This is a genomic window from Rhizobium sp. L43 (assembly GCF_002531725.1).
In the GTDB taxonomy this organism is placed as follows: domain Bacteria; phylum Pseudomonadota; class Alphaproteobacteria; order Rhizobiales; family Rhizobiaceae; genus Rhizobium.
Window position 1 is genome coordinate 1 of sequence record NZ_NWSQ01000016.1, and the last position, 19,022, is coordinate 19,022.

Sequence of the window (19,022 nt, forward strand, 5' to 3'; positions counted from 1 at the left end):
CCTGCTTGCAACAAGAGAATCAGAAGGCAATCCCATAGGCAATTTTAAATGTGTGAATGCCATAGCCCCGAGGGGAGGAGAGATTCGTGGCAACCTCGTCTTCATCTATCATTCTGGAGAGTATGTCTCGACGGCGGCTCATTCCCTTCTCCCCAGCGGGTAGAAGGTAGCCCGAAGGGTCGAGGGGCTCGCACGGCAGCTCGTCTCAGTTGTCAAAATGCCCCTTCAAAGCCCCGACGCGCGTTCCAGTTTCCCGCGCGCCTCGATCATCGGGATCGCTTCGGAGTAGCTGACGCAGGCGACGTCAGCCCGGTGGCAGACGTCGCTGACCAGGCGGTCGAGGGCGCGCCAGTAGGCGCCGCCGTTCATTTCGACGAAGTGGAAGCCGAGTTGGAGGGGAGTTCGACCGCCGGCATATTGCTTGTCGAAAGCCTCTTTGAAGGCTGAATAGGCGCGCTGCTCGAAGGCCGCGCTGTCTGCGGAATCTTCCTCACCCTTGGAGTGCCGCACGAAGAGATTGTAGTCCATGCCGATGATCGGCTTTTCGCTCGGGCCTTCTGGAATCAGCGGCAGGCCGAAGCGGATGATGCCATCTTCCTCGACGGGCATGGCCGGGCCTTTGGTGACGAGGCTCGCATCATAGCTGAAGCCCGCCTTCTTTTCGGCGGCGATCATATCGGCGCCCGCGGTCGCCGAGAGATAGGGGGCGCGAAAGCCCTTGATGCCGTGATCGACCAGGTCCTGCCAGCCGGCGGGCTCGTCGAGACCGACGCTTTTCCAGGCATTCTCAAGGGTCGCGTGAAAGGTCGCATATTCGGCCGACCAGTCGGTCTCGCTCCAGAGCCGGCCGTCGAAATGGCCGCAGGCATGGCTTGATATGTCGTGGCCTTCGAGATGGGCGTGCCAGATATTGCCGAGGCGCTCGCGGATCTCGTCGTCGCTCTGGGCGAAGCCGACATTGGATTTTCCGCGTTTCTGGTGCGGCGCCTGGTAGGCCTTCTTCGCCGCCTCGTTCATCAGGAAGGTGCAGGAGAGGAAATAGGTGAAGTGGGCGCCGTTTTTCGCCGCCATCTCGCGGCTCTTCAGCCAGAGCGCATTGTCGTGGGCGCCGTCGAAGGAAATGATGACGAGCTGTTTCGGCTGGTCGGCCGCCTCGGCGATTGCCGGGAGCAGGAACGAGGCAGCCAGACAAGTGGAGAGGAGAGAACGGGACATGGACACCGCGACAATTTGTTCGCGGTTTCCCTCCGATAGAATTGCGGCGAAGCTGCGGTCTTGCTGGCATTTTTTCACGTCACCCGCTAAGCCATGACAAACGGCACGGAAGGGATCCGCAATGACTTTGCTTATCGTCGGCATCATACTTTTCCTCGGGGTACATCTGGTGCGGGTGGTGGCCCCCGGCTTCCGCCGTTCGATGATCGCAAGCCTCGGCGAGACCAGCTGGCGGGTGGCCTATTCGATCGCGAGTCTGGCCACGCTGATCCTGTTGATCTACGGATTCGGGCAGGCGCGTGCGGTAACCGGCATGCTTTACAATCCGCCGGTCTGGACGGCGCATATCGCGATCACGCTGATGCTGATCGCGATGATCTGTCTCGTCGCCTCGCTGCTGCCGGCGGGGCATATCGCTGCGAAGACCAAACATCCGATGGTGCTGTCGGTGAAGATCTGGGCGCTGGCGCATCTGCTCGCCAATGGCGAGACGTCGTCTGTGCTGCTGTTTGCGGCCTTTCTCGCCTGGGGCGTGATCCTTCGCATCTCGCTCAAACGGCGGCAGCGGGCGGGCGAGATTGTACTCCGGCCCTTCGTCTCGGCCAAATACGACCTCTATGCCGTCGTCATCGGCATCGTCGCCTGGGCGTTGATCATCTGGAAGCTGCACGAATGGCTGATCGGGGTCTCGCCGCTCGCGATGTGACCGGCGCATACCCAAAAATCGATTCCGATTTTCGGAAAGGATTATGCGCGGATTCAAAGTGTTAGAGCGTCCTTTGCGGGTCCTGTCGGACTCGCTAGGGATAGAGCGGTTCAGCTTTTCATGGAAGCGCAGAACCGCTCTAACTTTTTGTTTTACGCAATTCCCGGCAAAAGCGCTTCGCGCTTTGCCTGGGAAAACCGCGGCGCACTTTTCCTGGAATTGCTCTAATCTTTCACATCCCCCTTACAACGGCGGCAAAATGGAGTAGAAGGCCCGACAATATGCATTATGCATAGTGTATGGGTATTTCCGCGGCCGGAGACGAGAATGGCATTCAACGACGACAGCTTCATCCGTGAAGTCAATGAGGAATTGCGGTCCGATCAGATGAAGGGCGCCTGGCGCCGCTTCGGCCGTTATATCATCGTCGTCGCCATCCTGATCGTCGTCGGCACCGCCGGCAAGGTTCTCTACGAATATTGGGACGACAACCGCTCGTCGGGCGCCGGCGACCAGTTCCTGGCGGCGATGAAGCTTGCCGACGAGAACAAGAACGATGAGGCGCTGGCCGCACTCGACAAGCTCGAAAAGGAAGGCCACGGCGCCTATCCGGTGCTGGCGCGGATGCGGGCTGCGACCGTCCAGGCGCAGAAGGGCGATGCGAGCGCCGCGATCGCCGCCTTCAACGAGATCGGCAAGGACAACGGCGTTCCGGCTGCCGTGCGTGATGCCGCCAAAATGCGCGCCGGCTGGCTGCTGATCGAAAACGGTTCCTACGAGCAGGTTTCGGCCGCGATCGAGGAAATGGCCGTGCCGGGCAATGCCTTCCGCCATTCGGCGCGCGAAGCGCTCGGCCTTGCTTCCTATAAGGCCGGCAACATGGCGCAGGCGCGGCAATGGTTCCAGTCGATCGTCGACGATACCGACAGCCCGCGCAATGTTGCCAATCGCGCCCATATGATGCTTGATCTCATTACAGCATCCGGCAAGGCGCCCGCCGCGCAGGGCTGAGTTTTAAGGAAAAAGAATGAGTTTCACGGTCGCGATCGTCGGTCGTCCGAATGTCGGCAAATCGACGCTTTTCAACCGGCTGGTCGGCAAGAAGCTGGCGCTTGTCGACGACACGCCAGGCGTGACCCGCGACCGGCGGCCGGGCGATGCCCGGTTGATGGGTCTGACCTTCACCATCATCGACACGGCCGGCCTCGAAGAGGCCGACGAGGAAAGCCTGCAGGGCCGCATGCGCGCCCAGACGGAAGCGGCGATCGACGAGGCCGATCTTTCGCTCTTCGTCGTCGATGCCAAGAGCGGGCTGACGCCGGTCGATACGGCCCTTGCGGAAATGCTGCGCCGACGCGGCAAGCCGGTGGTGCTCGTCGCCAACAAATCCGAAGCGCGCGGCTCCGACAGCGGCTTCTATGACGCCTATACGCTGGGCCTCGGCGAACCGACGCCGATTTCGGCCGAGCACGGGCAGGGCATGATCGATCTGCGCGACGCGATCGTCGCGGCGATCGGCGAAGACCGGGCCTATCCGACCAAGGAGGATGTCGCCGTCACCAACGTCGACGTCTCCCAGGCGGAGGGCGAGGGCGACGAGGACGATGAGCCCGCCTATGACGAAACGAAGCCGCTCAGGGTCGCGATCGTCGGCCGGCCGAATGCCGGCAAGTCGACGCTGATCAACCGCTTCCTCGGCGAGGACCGGCTTTTGACCGGGCCGGAGGCGGGCATCACGCGCGATTCCATCTCGGTCGAATGGGATTGGCGCGGCCGCACCATCAAGATGTTCGACACCGCAGGCATGCGCCGCAAGGCGCGGGTGATCGAGAAGCTGGAGAAGCTCTCTGTCGCCGACGCGCTGCGCGCCATCCGTTTTGCCGAAACCGTCGTCATCGTCTTCGACGCGACGATCCCCTTCGAGAAGCAGGACCTGCAGATCGTCGATCTGGTGCTGCGCGAGGGCCGCGCGGCGGTTCTCGCCTTCAACAAATGGGACATGATCGAGGATCGGCAGGCGGTGCTTGCGGATCTGCGCGAAAAGACCGACCGGCTGCTGCCACAGGCGCGCGGCATTCGCGCCGTGCCGATCTCCGGCCAGACCGGCTGGGGTCTCGACAAGCTGATGCAGTCGATCATCGATACGGACAAGGTCTGGAACAAGCGCATTTCGACGGCGCGGCTCAATCGTTGGCTGGAGACACAGCAGATCCAGCATCCGCCACCTGCTGTTTCCGGCCGCCGCATCAAGCTGAAATATATGACGCAGGTGAAGGCCCGTCCGCCGGCTTTCATGATCTCCTGTACCCGCTCCGACGCGCTGCCGGAATCCTATACGCGTTATCTGATCAATGGGTTGCGCGCCGATTTCGACATGCCGAGCGTGCCAATCCGCATCCATTTCCGCTCGGCCGACAATCCGTTCGAAGGCAAGAAGAGGCGGACGTAGGGTTTTAGGGCGCTGGTTGGTGGTTCATTGGGTGTGCGCCCGTGCGGCCACCCCCCTCTGTCCTGCCGGACATCTCCCCCACAAGGGGGGAGATTGGCAAGAAGCCATGCTTCGCCCTAAATTTACGGTTCATGTGACGGCCAGTTGTTTGGGGAAGCCGTTGCTCCCAGCCGATCTCCACCCTTGTGGGGGAGATGCCCGGCAGGGCAGAGGGGGTGTCACAAACTCTGTCATAGCCATCTGCTGCTCAGTAGCTAAGCCACACTCCTATTCAGCGCCTCGCGCAGCGCCACGATCTCGCTCTGCAGCCGGGTGAGGTCGACTGCAGAGCGACCGCTGGCAGCGACGATGCAGCCGGGGATGCCGATTGCCTTTTCCCTGAGGTGCTTGCCTTCCTCCGTCAGCCGGAGGACCACGACGCGCTCGTCGTCCTTGCTGCGTTCGCGTCTGACATAACCAGCGGTTTCCAGGCGTTTCAGCAGAGGCGTCAGCGTGCTTGATTCCAGGAAAAGCTTTTCGCCGAGGCCGCCGACGGTTTGACCGTCCTGCTCCCAGAGTGAAACCATCGCCAGATATTGCGGATAGGTGAGGCCGAGCGCGTCGAGAAGCGGCTTGTAGACGCGGTTCAGTGCGTGGCTTGCCGTATAGACGGCGAAGCAGATGAAATTGTCGAGCTTCAGCGGATCCTGCATGGGTTGTCTCCAAAACTGATGGAATCTATATCGCGCGATAAATAATCGAAAGCGATTTTTATGCATGACAGCTATGTGCAAATTTAGATTGTTCGATAAATAATCGTGCGCGATATAAAAACAGTGTTCAGGACGAACATCAAAACCCGAGAGGACGAGACAATGTCGACCATCAAGACCGCAATTTCCGCAGCAGCACTCCTGGCAGCGTCCGCCGTCGGCGCGCTTGCCGATCCGGTACTCGAACCGACGACGCAGAAATTCATCGACGGGCTTGCCGGCGGCAAGCCGATCTACACGCTGTCGCCGGCCGATGCCCGCAATGTGCTGGCCGGCGCGCAGAAAGGCGATGTCAAGAAGCTTCCTGCGCAGGAAGAGAACAAGGTCATCAAGGCAGGCCCGACGGACAGCATCAAGCTGCGCATCGTCCGCCCGGAACATGCCAAGGGCAGGCTGCCGGTCATTCTCTATTTCCATGGCGGCGGCTGGGTGCTCGGCGATGCCGACACGCATGACCGGCTGGTGCGCGAGATCGCCAACGGCGCCGATGCCGCCGTCGTCTTCGTCGATTACGAACGCTCGCCGGAGGCCCGTTATCCCGTGGCCATCGAGCAGGCCTATGCCGCGACCAAATATGTCGCCGAACATGCCAAGGAATTCAAGGTCGACGCCAGCAGGCTCGCGGTTGCGGGCGACAGCGTCGGCGGCAATATGGCGGCCGTGGTGACGCTGCTTGCCAAGGAGCGCGGCGGCCCTGCGATCGACCAGCAGGTGCTGTTCTACCCTGTCACCGACGCCAATTTCGACAATGGTTCCTATAACCAGTTCGCTAACGGCCCGTGGCTGACCAAGGAAGCGATGAAGTGGTTCTGGAACGCCTATCTGCCAGACGAGGCCAAGCGCAAGGAGCCGACCGCTTCACCGCTGCAGGCATCGCTCGAGCAGCTCAACGGTCTGCCGCCGGCCCTCATCATCACCGATGAAAACGATGTGCTGCGCGATGAAGGCGAAGCCTATGGCCGCAAGCTCAGCCAGGCTGGCGTCAAGGTCACCTCGATCCGCTACAACGGCACGATCCACGACTTCGTGCTGCTCAATGCAATTACCGAAACGCCGGCCGTCCGCAGCGCGATTGCGATCGCCAACGACACGCTTCGCAGCGCCCTGCACAAAAAGGATTGATCAGTCTCCGGAAGGGAGAGGCCCGGCGGTTTCGCCGGGCTTTCTGCTTCTCGGAAGCGACTTGGCGAATTGCCAGGCCTTCTTCCATTTCGGGGTGATGACGCCGTTGGCGGCGCGGATGTTGTTGATGAATTGCAGCGTCGCCGCTTCCCAGGAATATTGCATGGCGAGCGCATGCGCCTTCTCCCGCGAAGCGGAGAGGGCGGCAAGGCAGGCGGCGCGCAGGTCCGTATCGAGCGCGCCAACCTCGCTGTCCTCGCCGATGATGTCGAGAGGGCCGGTCACCGGATAGGCTGCGACCGGAACGCCCGATGCCAGCGCTTCGAGGATGGTGTTGCCGAAAGTGTCGGTGAGCGAGGGAAAGACGAAGACGTCGGCTTGGGCATAGGCTTGCGCCAGCTCCTCGCCGAACTTCACGCCGGCGAAGAAGACATCAGGATATTGCTTTTCGAGCTCGGCGCGCGCCGGCCCATCGCCGACGACGACCTTCGAGCCCGGCAGATCGAGATCGAGGAAGGCGGGCAGGTTCTTTTCCAGCGCCACGCGGCCGACGGTCATGAAGATCGGGCGCGGCAGGCCGAAGGGCTTTTCCTCGAGCGCCATAGGACGGAACTGCGCGGCGTCGATGCCGCGGCTCCAGGGCATGAGATTGCGGATGCCCTTTTCCGACAGTTCGCGCGCCAGGCTCGGTGTCGCCACCATGCAGCCGGCGCCGCCATTGTGGAACCAGCGGACGAAGGAATAGAGCCAGCTCTTCGGGATCGGCAGGCGGGCCGCGACATATTCCGGGAAGCGGGTATGGTAGCTCGTCGAAAACGGCATGCGGTTCTTCAGGCACCACCGGCGGGCGGTCAGACCGAGCGGCCCTTCGGTGGCGATATGCACGTAGGAGGGATTGTGCTTTGCGATCTCGCGGGCGATGCGGCGATAACTGGCGATCGACAGGCGGATCTCGGGATAGGTGGGGCAGGGGATGCTGTTGAAGCGCTCCGGCGTCACCATCGAAACCTCGACGCCCATCTTCGCAAGCTCGCGATTGGTGTTCTCGATCGAGCGCACCACGCCATTGACCTGCGGATGCCAGGCATCGGTGACGATGACCAGCCGTTCCGGCAGTTTGCCGGGGGAGGCGGCATTGGCCCAGCTCTCGCCGCTGTAAGTGTTTGCCGGACGTTGCAGCATGTCGCGATTTCCATCCGCGTTGCAGTGATCTGTCAACGCTCAACCCCAAAGCGGGGTTCCGGAACGGCGATTCCCGCTTACCTATTTTGAGGCATGACCATGATGGAAATATTACAGCCGCATGCCAGCGTTTGCAGGGCCTTAGCGGCTCGATCGCCGCGAATATGTCAGCGGACGATCGCAGATTTCATGCGGAAGGAATGACGGCGCCGGTCGTGGACCGGCGCCGTTTGGGAGGTTAAGCGGCAGCGGAAGCCGAGCCTGCGAGTGGAACTTCCGAGATCGTCTTCAGAACCTGCGAAGCGATCTGGTAGGGGCAGCCCTGCGAGTTCGGGCGGCGATCTTCCAGATAGCCCTTGTAGTCGTTCTTGACGAAGGAGTGCGGGACGCGGATCGAAGCGCCGCGGTCGGCAACGCCGTAGGAGAACTTGTTCCACGGAGCCGTTTCGTGCTTGCCGGTCAGGCGCTTGTCATTGTCAGGACCGTAGACGTTGATGTGGTCCATCAGGTTCTTTTCGAACTGCGCCATCAGCGCTTCGAAATAGGCCTTGCCGCCGACTTCGCGCATGTACTTGGTCGAGAAGTTGCAGTGCATGCCCGAACCGTTCCAATCGGTGTCGCCGAGCGGCTTGCAATGATACTCGATGTCGATGCCGTATTTTTCGGTCAGGCGCTGCAGGAGGTAGCGTGCCATCCAGATCTGGTCGGCGGCCTTCTTGGAGCCCTTGCCGAAAATCTGGAATTCCCACTGGCCCTTGGCCACTTCGGCATTGATGCCTTCGTGGTTGATGCCGGCAGCCAGGCACAGATCGAGATGTTCCTCGACGATTTCGCGGGCGACGTCGCCGACATTGGAATAGCCGACGCCGGTGTAATAAGGGCCCTGCGGAGCCGGGTAGCCCTGCTCGGGGAAGCCGAGCGGCCGGCCGTTCTGGTAGAAGAAATATTCCTGCTCGAAGCCGAACCAGGCATCTTCGTCGTCGAGGATGGTGGCGCGGGCATTCGATGCGTGCGGCGTGACGCCATCGGGCATCATGACTTCGCACATGACGAGCGCGCCGTTGGTGCGGGCCGGGTCGGGATAGATGGCGACCGGCTTCAGCACGCAATCGGAGCTGCGGCCTTCGGCCTGCTGCGTCGAAGAGCCGTCAAAGCCCCAGAGCGGAAGCTGTTCCAGCGTCGGAAATGCGTCAAATTCCTTGATCTGCGTCTTGCCACGCAGGTTCGGTACCGGAGTGTACCCATCGAGCCAAATATACTCGAGCTTATATTTTGTCATCGTGACTCTCTCAAATGCTACGAAGGTGAGCAAATCCGGAGACGATCTCGGCGCGCAAACGCATCCGACCGCCAGGGGATGCATCTGTTGAAGCATGTAGCGTGCCAGTTTGACGCCCTGCGAAAGAAAAATCGCGAATCAACGGGCCGGCACGCTTTTTTCCGCTTCCCCGAAAGCTGCCCGATTTCGCGGCTGAAGGCTGAATCATCAGGAAGAACGGAATTTTTTGGCCTTGGAACCGGATGAAAAATTGGGCGTTAGCCTGAAGTGATGAAGTGTTGAACAAATAGGCGGAAGCTTCTGGCGTAGACAGCATAGCGATCAATCACCGCGATGGTTGTGCATATATTTTATGCAATTTGCATAAACTCTGTGCATCGTGCTATGGTTTCGGTGGCAAATGTTGATGCGCAGGCTGAATGGAGGCGATCTCATGCCCACCGGTTTCCATCGTGAATCCGCAACGATCTACCAGTTTCCCGTCCGGCCGCCGCGGGCCGCCAGCCGGTTCGAACGCGCCCGGGTGATGGAACGCGAGGCAGCCGAAGTCTGTGATGCTGCGCTCGACAGCTGCTGGTATCATGACGAGGCGGTTCGCGAGACCGATCGGCCGACGAAATCCTGATTTCCTGCTTCGCTTCCGGAGCAGAATGCCGATAGGGCGGAGAGCGCCGGCGCACGCGCTCTTGTTAGGCCCTCGTGCGCGGACTCAGCCGCCCAAACCAAGCTTTTCCTTCACGACCAACGCGCCATGTTCACTGACAACGCGGGCTGCAACCCCTGCAGCGAAGCGGGCGGCGGCGGGCGCATCGCCGGTTTCGAGATACCGGGAGAGGAAGGCGCCATTGAAACTGTCGCCGGCGCTTGTCGTGTCGACCACTTTTTTCACCTTCTCGGCCGGAACGAAGCTCTCCTCGCCGGCGAAATTCAACCTGACGCCGTCCGCGCCGTTCTTGACGACGATATTGACGGCGCCGAGCGCTCTGTAGCGATGGATGGTCGCCTCGATGGAATCGTCGCCGAAATGGGCTGCCTCGTCGTCGAAGCTCGGCATGACGAGCACGGAGGAACGGGCGCCTTCGCTGATCGTCGCGTGCATCACGTCGTAGCTCGACCAGAGGCGGGGACGGATATTGGGGTCGAAGACCACGAGCTTGCCGGCAGCCTTGGCGCGGCGGATTTCAGCCAGCAGCGTTGCGGCATCCTCCTGCGGCAGGATGGCGAGGGTGATGCCGGAGAAGTAGACGACGTCGGCGCTTTCCACTGCCTCGCGCAGACTGTCAGGATCGGCGGCGAGGCTGCGGGCGGCCGAATTGTCGCGCCAGTAGCTGAAGGAGCGCTCGCCATTCTTCAGGTTGATCATGTAAAGGCCGGGCGTCTTACCCCTGATGCGGCGGATGAGGCTCGTGCCGATGCCTGCCGCGTCGATGAAGGCCACCATCTCATCCGACATGGCGTCGTCGCCAAGCGCAGTGAAATAATCGACAGACCAGTCGGCGGCAAGGCAGGCGCGGGCATACCAGGCGGTGTTGAACGTATCGCCGGCGAAACCTTTGCGCAGCAGGCCGTCACCTGCCTGCGAAAGCTCCACCATGCATTCACCGATCGATAGAAGCCGTCTGCTCACCTTGTCCTCCCGGCATCGGAGCGCCGCTGATCAGCAGGACGCTCTATCGCTTTGAATTGACGCTTCATCCGCTGATACGCGGAGCCGGGCGGAGTGACAAGCGCCGATGTTGCGAGCGCCGATCCGACAAGGAATGAAAGCCCGCCTTCGGCCAAGCGAAGGCGGGCGCCGGCGAAGGCTGCTTATTCGTGGATGGTGTAGCTGCCCATCTGGCAAAGATCCTGCGTATCTTCGGTTGTGTCGAGGTTCGAATCCTCGTCAAACTCGAAGCGCATATCGTATTTGCAGACGGTGCGGCCATCGGCGATGGTGATATCCATGCTCTCGCCCGGATTGAGAACGTCATCGCCGAAGACGTCTTCTTCCCAGTTATCGACTCCGGTCGGCGCGCTGTAGAAGCGCGTCAGGACGGAGTTCGTGCCGTTGATGAGCTTGAACTTCAGATCTTCGGCATGCGACGAGACGGCGGAGGCGGCGATAATCGCGGCCGTAACCGCGATCAACCCGGATAGTTTCGATTTCATATATGCGTTCCCCAGCCCATGATCGGGCGGGAACGAGGTAGCATGCGCGCCTATAAATCTTCCTTATCAGGCAATTTGAATCCCAAAATAAGTCCGCTTTTGCAGCGTTTCACGGCCTGTCCATATGATAACAGGCGGCCTTCTGGCCGGGGCGGACTTCCTCGGTCGGCGGCATTTCGGTGCGGCAGATGTCGGTCGCCTTCCAGCAGCGCGGCGAGAAGACGCAGCCTTTCGGCGGGTTGAGCGGCGAGGGCGGATCGCCCTGCAGGCGGATGCGGGTGCGCAGGCGCGCGAGCTTCGGATCCGGGATGGGTGCTGCGGAAAACAGCGCCTGCGTATAGGGATGGGCCGGATGATCGAAGACGGTGGCGCAGTCGCCAGCTTCCACCACGCGGCCGAGATAGAGCACCAGCACATCGTCGGAGATCAGCCGCACGACGGAAAGGTCGTGGCTGATGAAGATCAGCGTCAGGCCGAATTCCTTGCGCAGTTTGCGCAGAAGCGTGATCACCTGGCCCTGGATCGAGACGTCGAGGGCCGAGACCGGTTCGTCGCAGATGATCAGCTTGGGTTTGGTGACGACCGCCCGGGCAATGCCGATGCGCTGCGCCTGGCCGCCGGAGAATTCGTGCGGATAGCGGTTGATCATCTCCGGCACCAGGCCGACGGCGGTCATGATCTCGCGGACGCGTTCGGTGCGCTCGGCCTTCGACAGCTTCGGCTCGAAAACGGTGAGCGGCTCGGCGATGATGTCGCCGACCGTCATGCGCGGGTCGAGCGAGGCGATCGGATCCTGGAAGATGATCTGCATGTCGCGGCGGGCGGCGCGCATTTCCTCTTCCGAGAGGTCGAGAAGATTGCGGCCCTGCCAGAGGATGCGGCCCTTCTGCGATTTCAGGAGCCGCAGGATGGAGCGGCCGAGCGTGGACTTGCCGCAGCCGGATTCGCCGACGACGCCGAGCGTGCGGCCTTCGGCGAGGTCGAAGCTGACATTGTTGACGGCGGTGAGGAAGATCGGCGGCTTGAACAAGCCCTTTGCCGGCAGTTCGAACTGGGTCGTCAGGTTTTCGACCCTCAGAAGCGATCGGTCAGCCATGGTTCAGCAGCTCCTCACGACGCGGGAAGGGGTGGTAACAGGCGGCGCAGTGGCGCGGCGCCAGGGTTTCGAGCGGTGGCGGACGGTCGATGCAATCATCCTGGACCTGCGAACAGCGCGGCGAGAAATTGCAGCCCTTCGGCAGGTGCTGCAGGTTCGGCGGCCGGCCGGGGATGACGACGAGGTCGTCGACATCCTGGTCCGGGCGCGGGATCGAGGCATGCAGTGCTGCGGTATAGGGATGGGCCGGGTTGTCGAAGAGTTCGTCGACGGGCGCCTCCTCGACGATGCGGCCGGCATACATGACGGCGACGCGGTCGGCGAGGCCGGCGACGACGCCGAGATCATGGGTGATCATGATGAGCGCCGTGTTCATTTCCGCCGTCAGGTCGTTGAAGAGATCGAGGATCTGGGCCTGGATGGTGACGTCGAGTGCCGTCGTCGGCTCGTCGGCGATCAGGAGCTTCGGCTTGGTGAGCAGCGCCATGGCGATGACGATGCGCTGGCGCATGCCGCCGGAGAGCTCGTGCGGATAGAGGTGAAAGCGCCGTGTCGGGTCGGGAATGCCGACGCGTTTCAGCATGTCGAGGGCGGCGTCCGAGGCGGCGCGCGCCGTCAGGCCGCGGTGAACCTCGAGCTGTTCGGTCAGCTGCCGGGAAATCTTCAGCGACGGGTTCAAGGCGGTCATCGGGTCCTGGAAGACCATCGCCATGTCCTTGCCGCGGATCTGGTCGAGTTCGCGCGGCTTCAGCGACAGCACATCCTTGCCTTCGAGCAGCGCCTGTCCCGTCGTTTTGCCGTTCTTGGCGAGCAGGCCCATGATGCCGAGGAAGGTCTGGCTCTTGCCGGAGCCGGACTCGCCGACGATGGCGATGCGCTCGCCGCGCCGGACGGTGAGGTTCATGTTGGAGACCGCCTTCACCTCTCCGTCAGGCGTCTTGAAGGTGATCGCATAGTCCTTGAGTTCGAGGAGGACGTCTTTTTGTGTTTCGTGGGCCATTCTTTAGCGATCCTTCGGGTCGAACGCGTCGCGCAGGCCGTCGCCGATGAAGAGCAGGCTGAGCAGCAGGGCGACGAGGAAGCTTGCCGGGAAGATCAAAAGCCAGGGCATGCTTTCCATGGCATCGGTTCCCTCGGCGATCAGCGTGCCGAGCGAGGTCAGCGGTTCCTGCACGCCGAAGCCGAGATAGGACAGAAAGCTTTCGGTGGCGATAATTTCGGGCACCGTCAGCGCCGCGAAGATCACCACCGGTCCGACGAGGTTCGGAATGATGTGCTTGATGATGATCTTGAACGGCCGCTGCCCGGAGGCGCGGGCCGCCTCGATGAATTCGCGATGCTTGATCGATAGCGTCTGGCCGCGCACGATGCGGGCCATGGTCAGCCACTCCAGCGCGCCGATCGCGGCAAAGAGCAGATAGACGTTGCGGCCGAAGATGACCATCAGCAGGATGACGAAGAGGATGTAGGGAAGCGCATACATGATATCGACGAAGCGCATCATGATCGCATCCAGCCTGCCGCCGATATAGCCCGAGATCGCGCCGTAGAGCACGCCGATGACGACGGAGACGACGGTCGCCGTCAGCGCCACGGCGAGCGAGACGCGGGTGCCGTAAAGGACGCGGGCAAGTAGGTCGCGGCCGTTCGGGTCGGTGCCGAAATAGTGGCCGGTCTCGATCGAGGGCGGGATGCGGAAGGCGGCCCAATCCGGATCCTCATAGTTGAAGGGAATGAACCAGGGGCCGAGGAAGGCGGCGAGGATCAGAACCGTCAGGACAACGATCGACAGGACGGCCGCCTTGTTGCGCCCAAGGCGGCGCAAGGCATCCTTGGTGAGCGAACGGCTTTCGGGCGCAAGGCCTTCCGCCGCCAGCAGTTCCTGGGCAAGCAGCTCGCGTTTTGCGGGGTTGAGGATCATCGGTTTCTCACTTTCGGGTCCAGCCAGGCATAGGCGATATCGACCAGAAGGTTCAGGAACACGATCAGCACCATGTAAAAGATGACCGTACCGAGAACCATGCCGTAATCGCGGTTCAGCGCCGCGTTGACGAAATAGCGGCCGATGCCGGGCAATCCGAAGATGCTTTCGACAACCAGCGAGCCGGTGAGAAGGTAGCTTGCCGCCGGACCCAGATAGGAAACGACAGGCATCAGCGCAGGCTTCAGCGCGTGGCGCATCACGGTCAGCCGCGGGCCGATGCCTTTGGCCTTGGCGGTGCGGATGAAGTTCTGGTTCATCACCTCGATCATCGAGCCGCGGGTGATGCGCGAGATGCGGCCGGCATGCGGCAGCGCCAGAACGACGATCGGCAGGATGAGGTATTTGATCGAGCCGTCACCCCAGCCGCCGACTGGAAACCAGGCGAGATGGATGCCGAAGACGAGCTGCAGGATGGGCGCAATCAGGAAGTTCGGCAGCACGACGCCGATCAGGATGAGCGCACCCAGAATATAATCCGGTGCCTTGTTCTGATAGAGCGCCCCAAGACAGCCGACGGCGACGCCGACGATGATGGCAATCAGGAAGGCGGCCGCACCGATGGTGAAGGTGTAGGGCAGGCCGATCATGATCTGCTGGGCGACGGTGAAATCCTCGCTGGCGAAGGAGGGGCCGAGATCGCCCCTAAGCAGGTCGCCGACATAGATCAGGTACTGCTGGATGAGCGGCTTGTCGAGATTGTAGTGGATCGCAAGGTTCTTCAGGATCACCGGCGGCAATGGCCTTTCGCCATCGAAAGGGCCGCCGGGAGCAAGGCGCAAAACAAAAAACGAGGCTGTCACGGCGATCCACATGACGGGGATCGTCGACAGGAGGCGACGGAGGGCGTATTTGATCATGGTCGTGGGCCGGTCCTTTCCGCGATGTGCGGAAAGGACCGTTTTCCCTTACTCTTTCATCGACAGCCAGCGAGTGCGGTGGATGTCCTGGATATTGTCGACGAAGCCTTCGATCTTCGGCGAAACGACATTCTTCGAGACATAGTAGTAGATCGGCAGGGCGGCGGATTCATCCAGCGCCAACTGCTCGGCCTTCTTGAAGATCGCGGCACGCTTGGTGAGATCCGTCTCGGCGTTGCCTTCCTTGATCATCTTGTCGTAATCAGGATTGGACCAGCGGCCGTAATTCATCTGCACGCCTGTCACCAGAAGGTTCAGGAAATTATCAGGATCGTTGTAGTCGGCGAGCCAGCCGGCGCGGCCGATTTCGACTTGCCCACGCTGCATCTGGTCGTAATGCACCTTGGTTTCGGCGTTGACGAGCTCGACATCGACGCCGAGCGGCTTCCACATGGAAGCGATGGCGACGGCGATGCGCTTGTGGTTGTCGTTGGTGTTGTAGCTGAGAACGGCGTGCAGCGGCTTGTCCGGACCGAAACCGGCTTCGGTCAGAAGCTTCTTGGCTTCGGCCACCTTCTCGCTATAGGGCAGGTCCTTCCAGCTGACATAGGCCGGTTCGCCGTAATTTGCCGTGCCCGGCGGCACCCAGGAATAGGCCGGCAGTTCGCCGGTGCCGAGGATCTGCGGGCCGATGACTTCACGGTTGATCGCCATGGAGAGCGCCTGGCGGACGCGCTTGTCGCTGAAGGGCGGTTTCTGCGAGTTGACGACGTAATAATAGAGCCCGGAGAAGGGGGCGACATGCGCCTGGCCGGGCAGGTTCTTCTTCATCCACTCGTACTGGTCGGTCGGAAAGTCGGTGAGGATATCGAATTCGCCGGCGCGGTAACGTTTCAGCGCGGCTTCCTGGTCTTCCAGCACGAAGAACTTGGCGCCGTCGATCTTCAGGTCCTTGGTGTCGTACCACTGATCGTTCTTGACTGTCGTGACATGGGAACCCGGAACCCACTCGACCGGCTTGTAGGGGCCGTTGGTGACGATGTTGCCGATCTTGACCCAATCCTGGCCCTTGGCCTCGACGACGTGCTTCGGCAACGGATAGGCGGTGTAATGCATCAGCGCATTGAGGAAATAGGGGGTCGGGTTCTCAAGGGTGATTTCGAGCGTCTTGTCGTCGATCGCCTTGACGCCCAGCTGGTTGAGGTCTGTGATCTCGCCCTTGTTGATCTTTTCGGCGTTCTTGATGGTGAACTGCAGGTAGGCATAATCGGCGGCGTTTTTCGGGTCGACGAGGCGCTGGAAGGCGAAGACGAAGTCTCCTGCCGTTACCGGCTGGCCATCGGACCACTTGATGCCGTCGCGAAGCTTGAAGGTGTAGACCTTGCCATCGGGTGAAATGGTCCAGCTTTCGGCCTGGCCGGGGATCGGATTGTCCTTGGCGTCCTCGGTGACCAGACCTTCGAAAATGTCGCCGGCGATGCGGTTCTCCCAGTCGCCTGACAGTTTCTGCGGATCGAGCGACTGCGGATCGCCACCATTGTGAATATTGAGAGTGGCCGCATGCGCCGAAAACGCCAGCAATGTGCCAAGCATTGCGGAGGCGAGAAATTTTTTCGTGAACTGGTTCATTGTGGGTCCACCTTTCTAGGCTTTGCGCCTTTATTAGACATTTGTTCCCGGTGTTTGACCTCTTACGTGCAGGTCAGTGCGCACCTTATCGCAAAGGAATCGCGTTGCAACCCCAAATCCGGAAGCTCGAAACGGGTTGTGGACAAGCCTATATACGCCTCCCCCTTGTCGGATCGCGACGACGTGTCGCGACATCGGCAGCACTTTGATAACGGCTTGATGTGGTTGTCTTTTGTTTCGTCCGCTTTAGTGTGGCGAGCGCAAACAAGCAGGAGACGTAGCCGATGGCATTGCAGACGAGCGGGAATGCGGACTGGTGGCGCGGCGCGGTGATCTATCAGGTCTATCCGCGCTCGTTTCAGGACACCAACAGCGACGGGCTCGGCGACCTCAAAGGGATCACCCGCCGGCTGCCGTATATCGCCAGCCTCGGTGTCGACGCGATCTGGCTTTCGCCCTTCTTCAAATCGCCGATGGCCGACATGGGCTACGACGTTTCCGATTATTGCGACGTCGACCCGATCTTCGGCACGCTCGCCGATTTCGACGAGATGATGGCCGAGGCGCACAGGCTCGGCATCAAGGTCGTCATCGACCAGGTGATCTCGCACACATCGGACCGCCATGCCTGGTTCGTCGAGAGCCGGGCGAGCCGGACCAATCCGAAGGCGGACTGGTATGTCTGGGCCGACCCGAAGCCGGACGGCACGGCGCCGAACAACTGGCTGTCGATCTTCGGCGGGCCGGGCTGGGAGTGGGACGGCGTGCGCCGCCAATATTACCAGCACAATTTCCTGACCTCGCAGCCGGACCTCAATTTCCACAGCAGGCAAGTGCAGGACGCTGTGCTGAAGACGGTGAAGTTCTGGCTCGACCGCGGCGTCGACGGCTTCCGGCTGGATACCGTCAACTATTATTTCTGCGACAAGCAGCTCAGAAGCAATCCGCCGCACGAGCCCGATACCAGTGACGGGGGCCTCGATGCGCCCGACAGCAATCCCTACGGCATGCAGAACCACCTCTATGACAAGACGCAGCCGGAAAATGTCGATTTCCTCAAACGCTTCCGGGTGCTGCTCGATCAGTACGAGGATCGCACAACGGTCGGCGAGGTCGGCGACGGGGCGCGTTCGCTGAAGACGGTGGCCGCCTATACGAGCGGCGACGACAAGCTGCATATGTGCTACACATTCGACCTGCTGGGCTCGGATTTCACCGCCGAGCATATTCGCGGCTGCGTCGAGGCTTTCCAGAAGTCGGTGACGGACGGCTGGGTCTGCTGGGCTTTTTCCAACCACGACGTCATGCGCCATGTCAGCCGTTTCGCGCTGACGGCGGAAGAGCGGCCTGTCATCGCCAAGCTGGCGATCTCGGTGCTTTCGGCGCTGCGCGGTTCGATCTGCCTCTATCAGGGCGAGGAGCTCGGCCTGCCGGAGGCGGAGCTTGCCTTCGAGGATCTGCGCGACCCATACGGCATCCGCTTCTGGCCGGCCTTCAAGGGCCGCGACGGATGCCGTACGCCCATGCCCTGGGAGGCGAGCAAGGCGCATGCGGGCTTTACCTCGGCGGAAAAGAGCTGGCTGCCGGTGCCTTACGAGCAGGCGGCACTTTCCGTGGATACGCAGGAGGGAAGCGACAGCTCGGTGCTCAATCACTACCGCAAAACGCTCGCATTCCGGAAGCAACATCCGGCGCTGATCGACGGCGACATGACCTTCATCGGCACCAATCAGGACCTGCTCGCCTTTATCCGCGAAAAGGACGGGGAAAAACTGCTCTTCGTTTTCAACCTGACGCGCAAACCGGCGGAATTCCGCATGCCGGAAGGCATGGCGCGCGGCGAACTGCTTGAGATGCCGGGCTTCGAGGCGGCGGCGGGCGAGGGGTCGGTGAAGCTTGCGGCGCTGGGTGGGTTTTGTGCGCGGGTTTGACGCAAGGCCGATTTCCGGTTGTGGAAATGGCGAATTTGACAGAGATGTACTTTTTAACTTACAATTGCTCTGTTCATCTTGAAGTAGACAGCTACTTTTCGAAAGTGGCACAAAAAGTTGAAGGATGGGAAGGCCAAGGCGACGATTGCTTTGCGCCTTCAGCGTCTTGCGACGGGGCATGCCGGCGACGCCTCGCCGATCGGCGAAGGGCTGAGCGAACTGCGCATTCACTATGGGCCTGGTTATCGGATCTATTATTGCAAACGTGGAGAAACCATCATTGTGCTTCTCTGCGGCGGTGACAAAAGCACGCAGGAAACCGATATACGAACGGCAAAAAGAATTGCCTCGGAATGGAGGGACGATAATGGCTGAAGAGATTTTCGACTTCGACCCGGCTGAGATGCTTGATTCCGACGAGGCCATTGAAGCCTTTGTCATCGAGGCATTGCAGACGGGAGACGCGAAATTCATTGCGTCTGCTCTTGGCGTCGTCGCGCGTGCCAAGGGCATGAGCAAGATCGCCAGGGAAACAGGCCTAGCGCGCGAGCACCTTTATAAGGCACTCAGCGAAAGCGGAAATCCCACCCTTGAAACCACGCTGGCTGTAATGAAAGCAATCGGGCTTGAGCTGACCACCAAGCATCACGCGGTCTGAGAGCGTTTGTC

General features: G+C 61.1%; 20 protein-coding genes. 8 read left to right on the forward strand and 12 right to left on the reverse strand.

Annotation, left to right across the window (positions count from 1 at the left end; translation table 11 throughout):
* Window positions 1-225 precede the first annotated feature (225 nt).
* Window positions 226-1,215, reverse strand: a complete 990-nt coding sequence (locus tag CO667_RS20990; protein ID WP_097620199.1) for a polysaccharide deacetylase — start codon at window positions 1,213-1,215, stop codon at window positions 226-228.
* Between the two features lie 121 nt (window positions 1,216-1,336).
* On the opposite strand from CO667_RS20990, the gene CO667_RS20995 reads away from it, so the two are divergent.
* The 3 genes from CO667_RS20995 (at window position 1,337) to der (ending at window position 4,370) form a co-directional block, all read left to right on the forward strand.
* Complete coding sequence (locus CO667_RS20995; RefSeq protein ID WP_097620200.1) at window positions 1,337-1,921, forward strand: NnrU family protein; 585 nt, start codon at window positions 1,337-1,339, stop codon at window positions 1,919-1,921.
* 327 nt (window positions 1,922-2,248) lie between these two features.
* Window positions 2,249-2,932, forward strand: coding sequence for a tetratricopeptide repeat protein (locus CO667_RS21000; protein WP_097620201.1), 684 nt, complete (start codon window positions 2,249-2,251; stop codon window positions 2,930-2,932).
* Window positions 2,933-2,948: 16 nt separating this feature from the next.
* Window positions 2,949-4,370 carry a ribosome biogenesis GTPase Der gene (der, locus tag CO667_RS21005; RefSeq protein ID WP_097620202.1) on the forward strand — a complete coding sequence of 474 codons (1,422 nt, stop codon included), beginning with the start codon at window positions 2,949-2,951 and terminating at the stop codon, window positions 4,368-4,370.
* A gap of 254 nt (window positions 4,371-4,624) precedes the next feature.
* Here the strand turns inward: der and CO667_RS21010 are convergent, their stop codons facing one another.
* The gene (locus tag CO667_RS21010) at window positions 4,625-5,062 is read right to left on the reverse strand and encodes a MarR family transcriptional regulator (protein WP_097620203.1); all 438 of its coding nucleotides are present in this window, start codon (window positions 5,060-5,062) and stop codon (window positions 4,625-4,627) included.
* Window positions 5,063-5,224: 162 nt separating this feature from the next.
* On the opposite strand from CO667_RS21010, the gene CO667_RS21015 reads away from it, so the two are divergent.
* Window positions 5,225-6,244, forward strand: coding sequence for an alpha/beta hydrolase (locus tag CO667_RS21015; RefSeq protein ID WP_097620204.1), 1,020 nt, complete (start codon window positions 5,225-5,227; stop codon window positions 6,242-6,244).
* Here the strand turns inward: CO667_RS21015 and CO667_RS21020 are convergent, their stop codons facing one another.
* The 3 genes from CO667_RS21020 to CO667_RS34930 form a co-directional block, all read right to left on the reverse strand.
* Window positions 6,245-7,426: a glycosyltransferase family 1 protein gene (locus tag CO667_RS21020; RefSeq protein WP_097620205.1), complete on the reverse strand. Its 1,182-nt coding sequence runs from the start codon at window positions 7,424-7,426 to the stop codon at window positions 6,245-6,247.
* A gap of 238 nt (window positions 7,427-7,664) precedes the next feature.
* On the reverse strand, window positions 7,665-8,705 hold the full coding sequence (locus tag CO667_RS21025) for a glutamine synthetase beta-grasp domain-containing protein (protein WP_097620206.1): 1,041 nt from the start codon (window positions 8,703-8,705) through the stop codon (window positions 7,665-7,667).
* A gap of 10 nt (window positions 8,706-8,715) precedes the next feature.
* Window positions 8,716-9,021, reverse strand: coding sequence for a hypothetical protein (locus tag CO667_RS34930; protein WP_143540733.1), 306 nt, complete (start codon window positions 9,019-9,021; stop codon window positions 8,716-8,718).
* Between the two features lie 117 nt (window positions 9,022-9,138).
* Between CO667_RS34930 and gstI the strand changes: the two genes are divergently transcribed.
* Window positions 9,139-9,330, forward strand: a complete 192-nt coding sequence (gene gstI, locus CO667_RS21030; protein WP_097620361.1) for a glutamine synthetase translation inhibitor GstI — start codon at window positions 9,139-9,141, stop codon at window positions 9,328-9,330.
* A gap of 84 nt (window positions 9,331-9,414) precedes the next feature.
* Here gstI and CO667_RS21035 read toward each other — a convergent pair whose 3' ends face one another.
* The 7 genes from CO667_RS21035 to CO667_RS21065 all read right to left on the reverse strand — a co-directional run bounded on the left by CO667_RS21035 (window position 9,415) and on the right by CO667_RS21065 (window position 16,422).
* On the reverse strand, window positions 9,415-10,332 hold the full coding sequence (locus CO667_RS21035) for a sugar kinase (RefSeq protein ID WP_097620207.1): 918 nt from the start codon (window positions 10,330-10,332) through the stop codon (window positions 9,415-9,417).
* 182 nt (window positions 10,333-10,514) lie between these two features.
* Window positions 10,515-10,856, reverse strand: a complete 342-nt coding sequence (locus tag CO667_RS21040; protein WP_097620208.1) for a hypothetical protein — start codon at window positions 10,854-10,856, stop codon at window positions 10,515-10,517.
* Between the two features lie 109 nt (window positions 10,857-10,965).
* Window positions 10,966-11,952: an oligopeptide/dipeptide ABC transporter ATP-binding protein gene (locus CO667_RS21045; RefSeq protein WP_012558549.1), complete on the reverse strand. Its 987-nt coding sequence runs from the start codon at window positions 11,950-11,952 to the stop codon at window positions 10,966-10,968.
* Window positions 11,945-12,952 carry an ABC transporter ATP-binding protein gene (locus CO667_RS21050; RefSeq protein ID WP_097620209.1) on the reverse strand — a complete coding sequence of 336 codons (1,008 nt, stop codon included), beginning with the start codon at window positions 12,950-12,952 and terminating at the stop codon, window positions 11,945-11,947. The genes CO667_RS21045 and CO667_RS21050 overlap by 8 nt, the downstream gene beginning before the upstream one ends.
* A gap of 3 nt (window positions 12,953-12,955) precedes the next feature.
* Complete coding sequence (locus CO667_RS21055) at window positions 12,956-13,873, reverse strand: ABC transporter permease subunit (RefSeq protein ID WP_097620210.1); 918 nt, start codon at window positions 13,871-13,873, stop codon at window positions 12,956-12,958.
* A complete protein-coding gene (locus CO667_RS21060; RefSeq protein WP_097620211.1) occupies window positions 13,870-14,793 on the reverse strand; it encodes an ABC transporter permease subunit in 924 nt (307 codons plus the stop codon). The genes CO667_RS21055 and CO667_RS21060 overlap by 4 nt, the downstream gene beginning before the upstream one ends.
* 48 nt (window positions 14,794-14,841) lie before the next feature.
* Entirely contained in the window at window positions 14,842-16,422 is a 1,581-nt protein-coding gene (locus CO667_RS21065; RefSeq protein WP_097620212.1) for a peptide ABC transporter substrate-binding protein, read from the reverse strand.
* A 284-nt stretch (window positions 16,423-16,706) separates the two neighbouring features.
* Between CO667_RS21065 and CO667_RS21070 the strand changes: the two genes are divergently transcribed.
* From CO667_RS21070 to CO667_RS21080, 3 genes are all read left to right on the forward strand, one after another.
* Complete coding sequence (locus tag CO667_RS21070) at window positions 16,707-18,353, forward strand: alpha-glucosidase family protein (RefSeq protein ID WP_097620213.1); 1,647 nt, start codon at window positions 16,707-16,709, stop codon at window positions 18,351-18,353.
* A 150-nt stretch (window positions 18,354-18,503) separates the two neighbouring features.
* Window positions 18,504-18,728 carry a type II toxin-antitoxin system RelE/ParE family toxin gene (locus tag CO667_RS21075; RefSeq protein WP_020051162.1) on the forward strand — a complete coding sequence of 75 codons (225 nt, stop codon included), beginning with the start codon at window positions 18,504-18,506 and terminating at the stop codon, window positions 18,726-18,728.
* The gene (locus tag CO667_RS21080) at window positions 18,721-19,011 is read left to right on the forward strand and encodes an addiction module antidote protein (protein ID WP_097620215.1); all 291 of its coding nucleotides are present in this window, start codon (window positions 18,721-18,723) and stop codon (window positions 19,009-19,011) included. Before CO667_RS21075 ends, CO667_RS21080 begins: the two co-directional genes overlap by 8 nt.
* Window positions 19,012-19,022 lie beyond the last annotated feature (11 nt).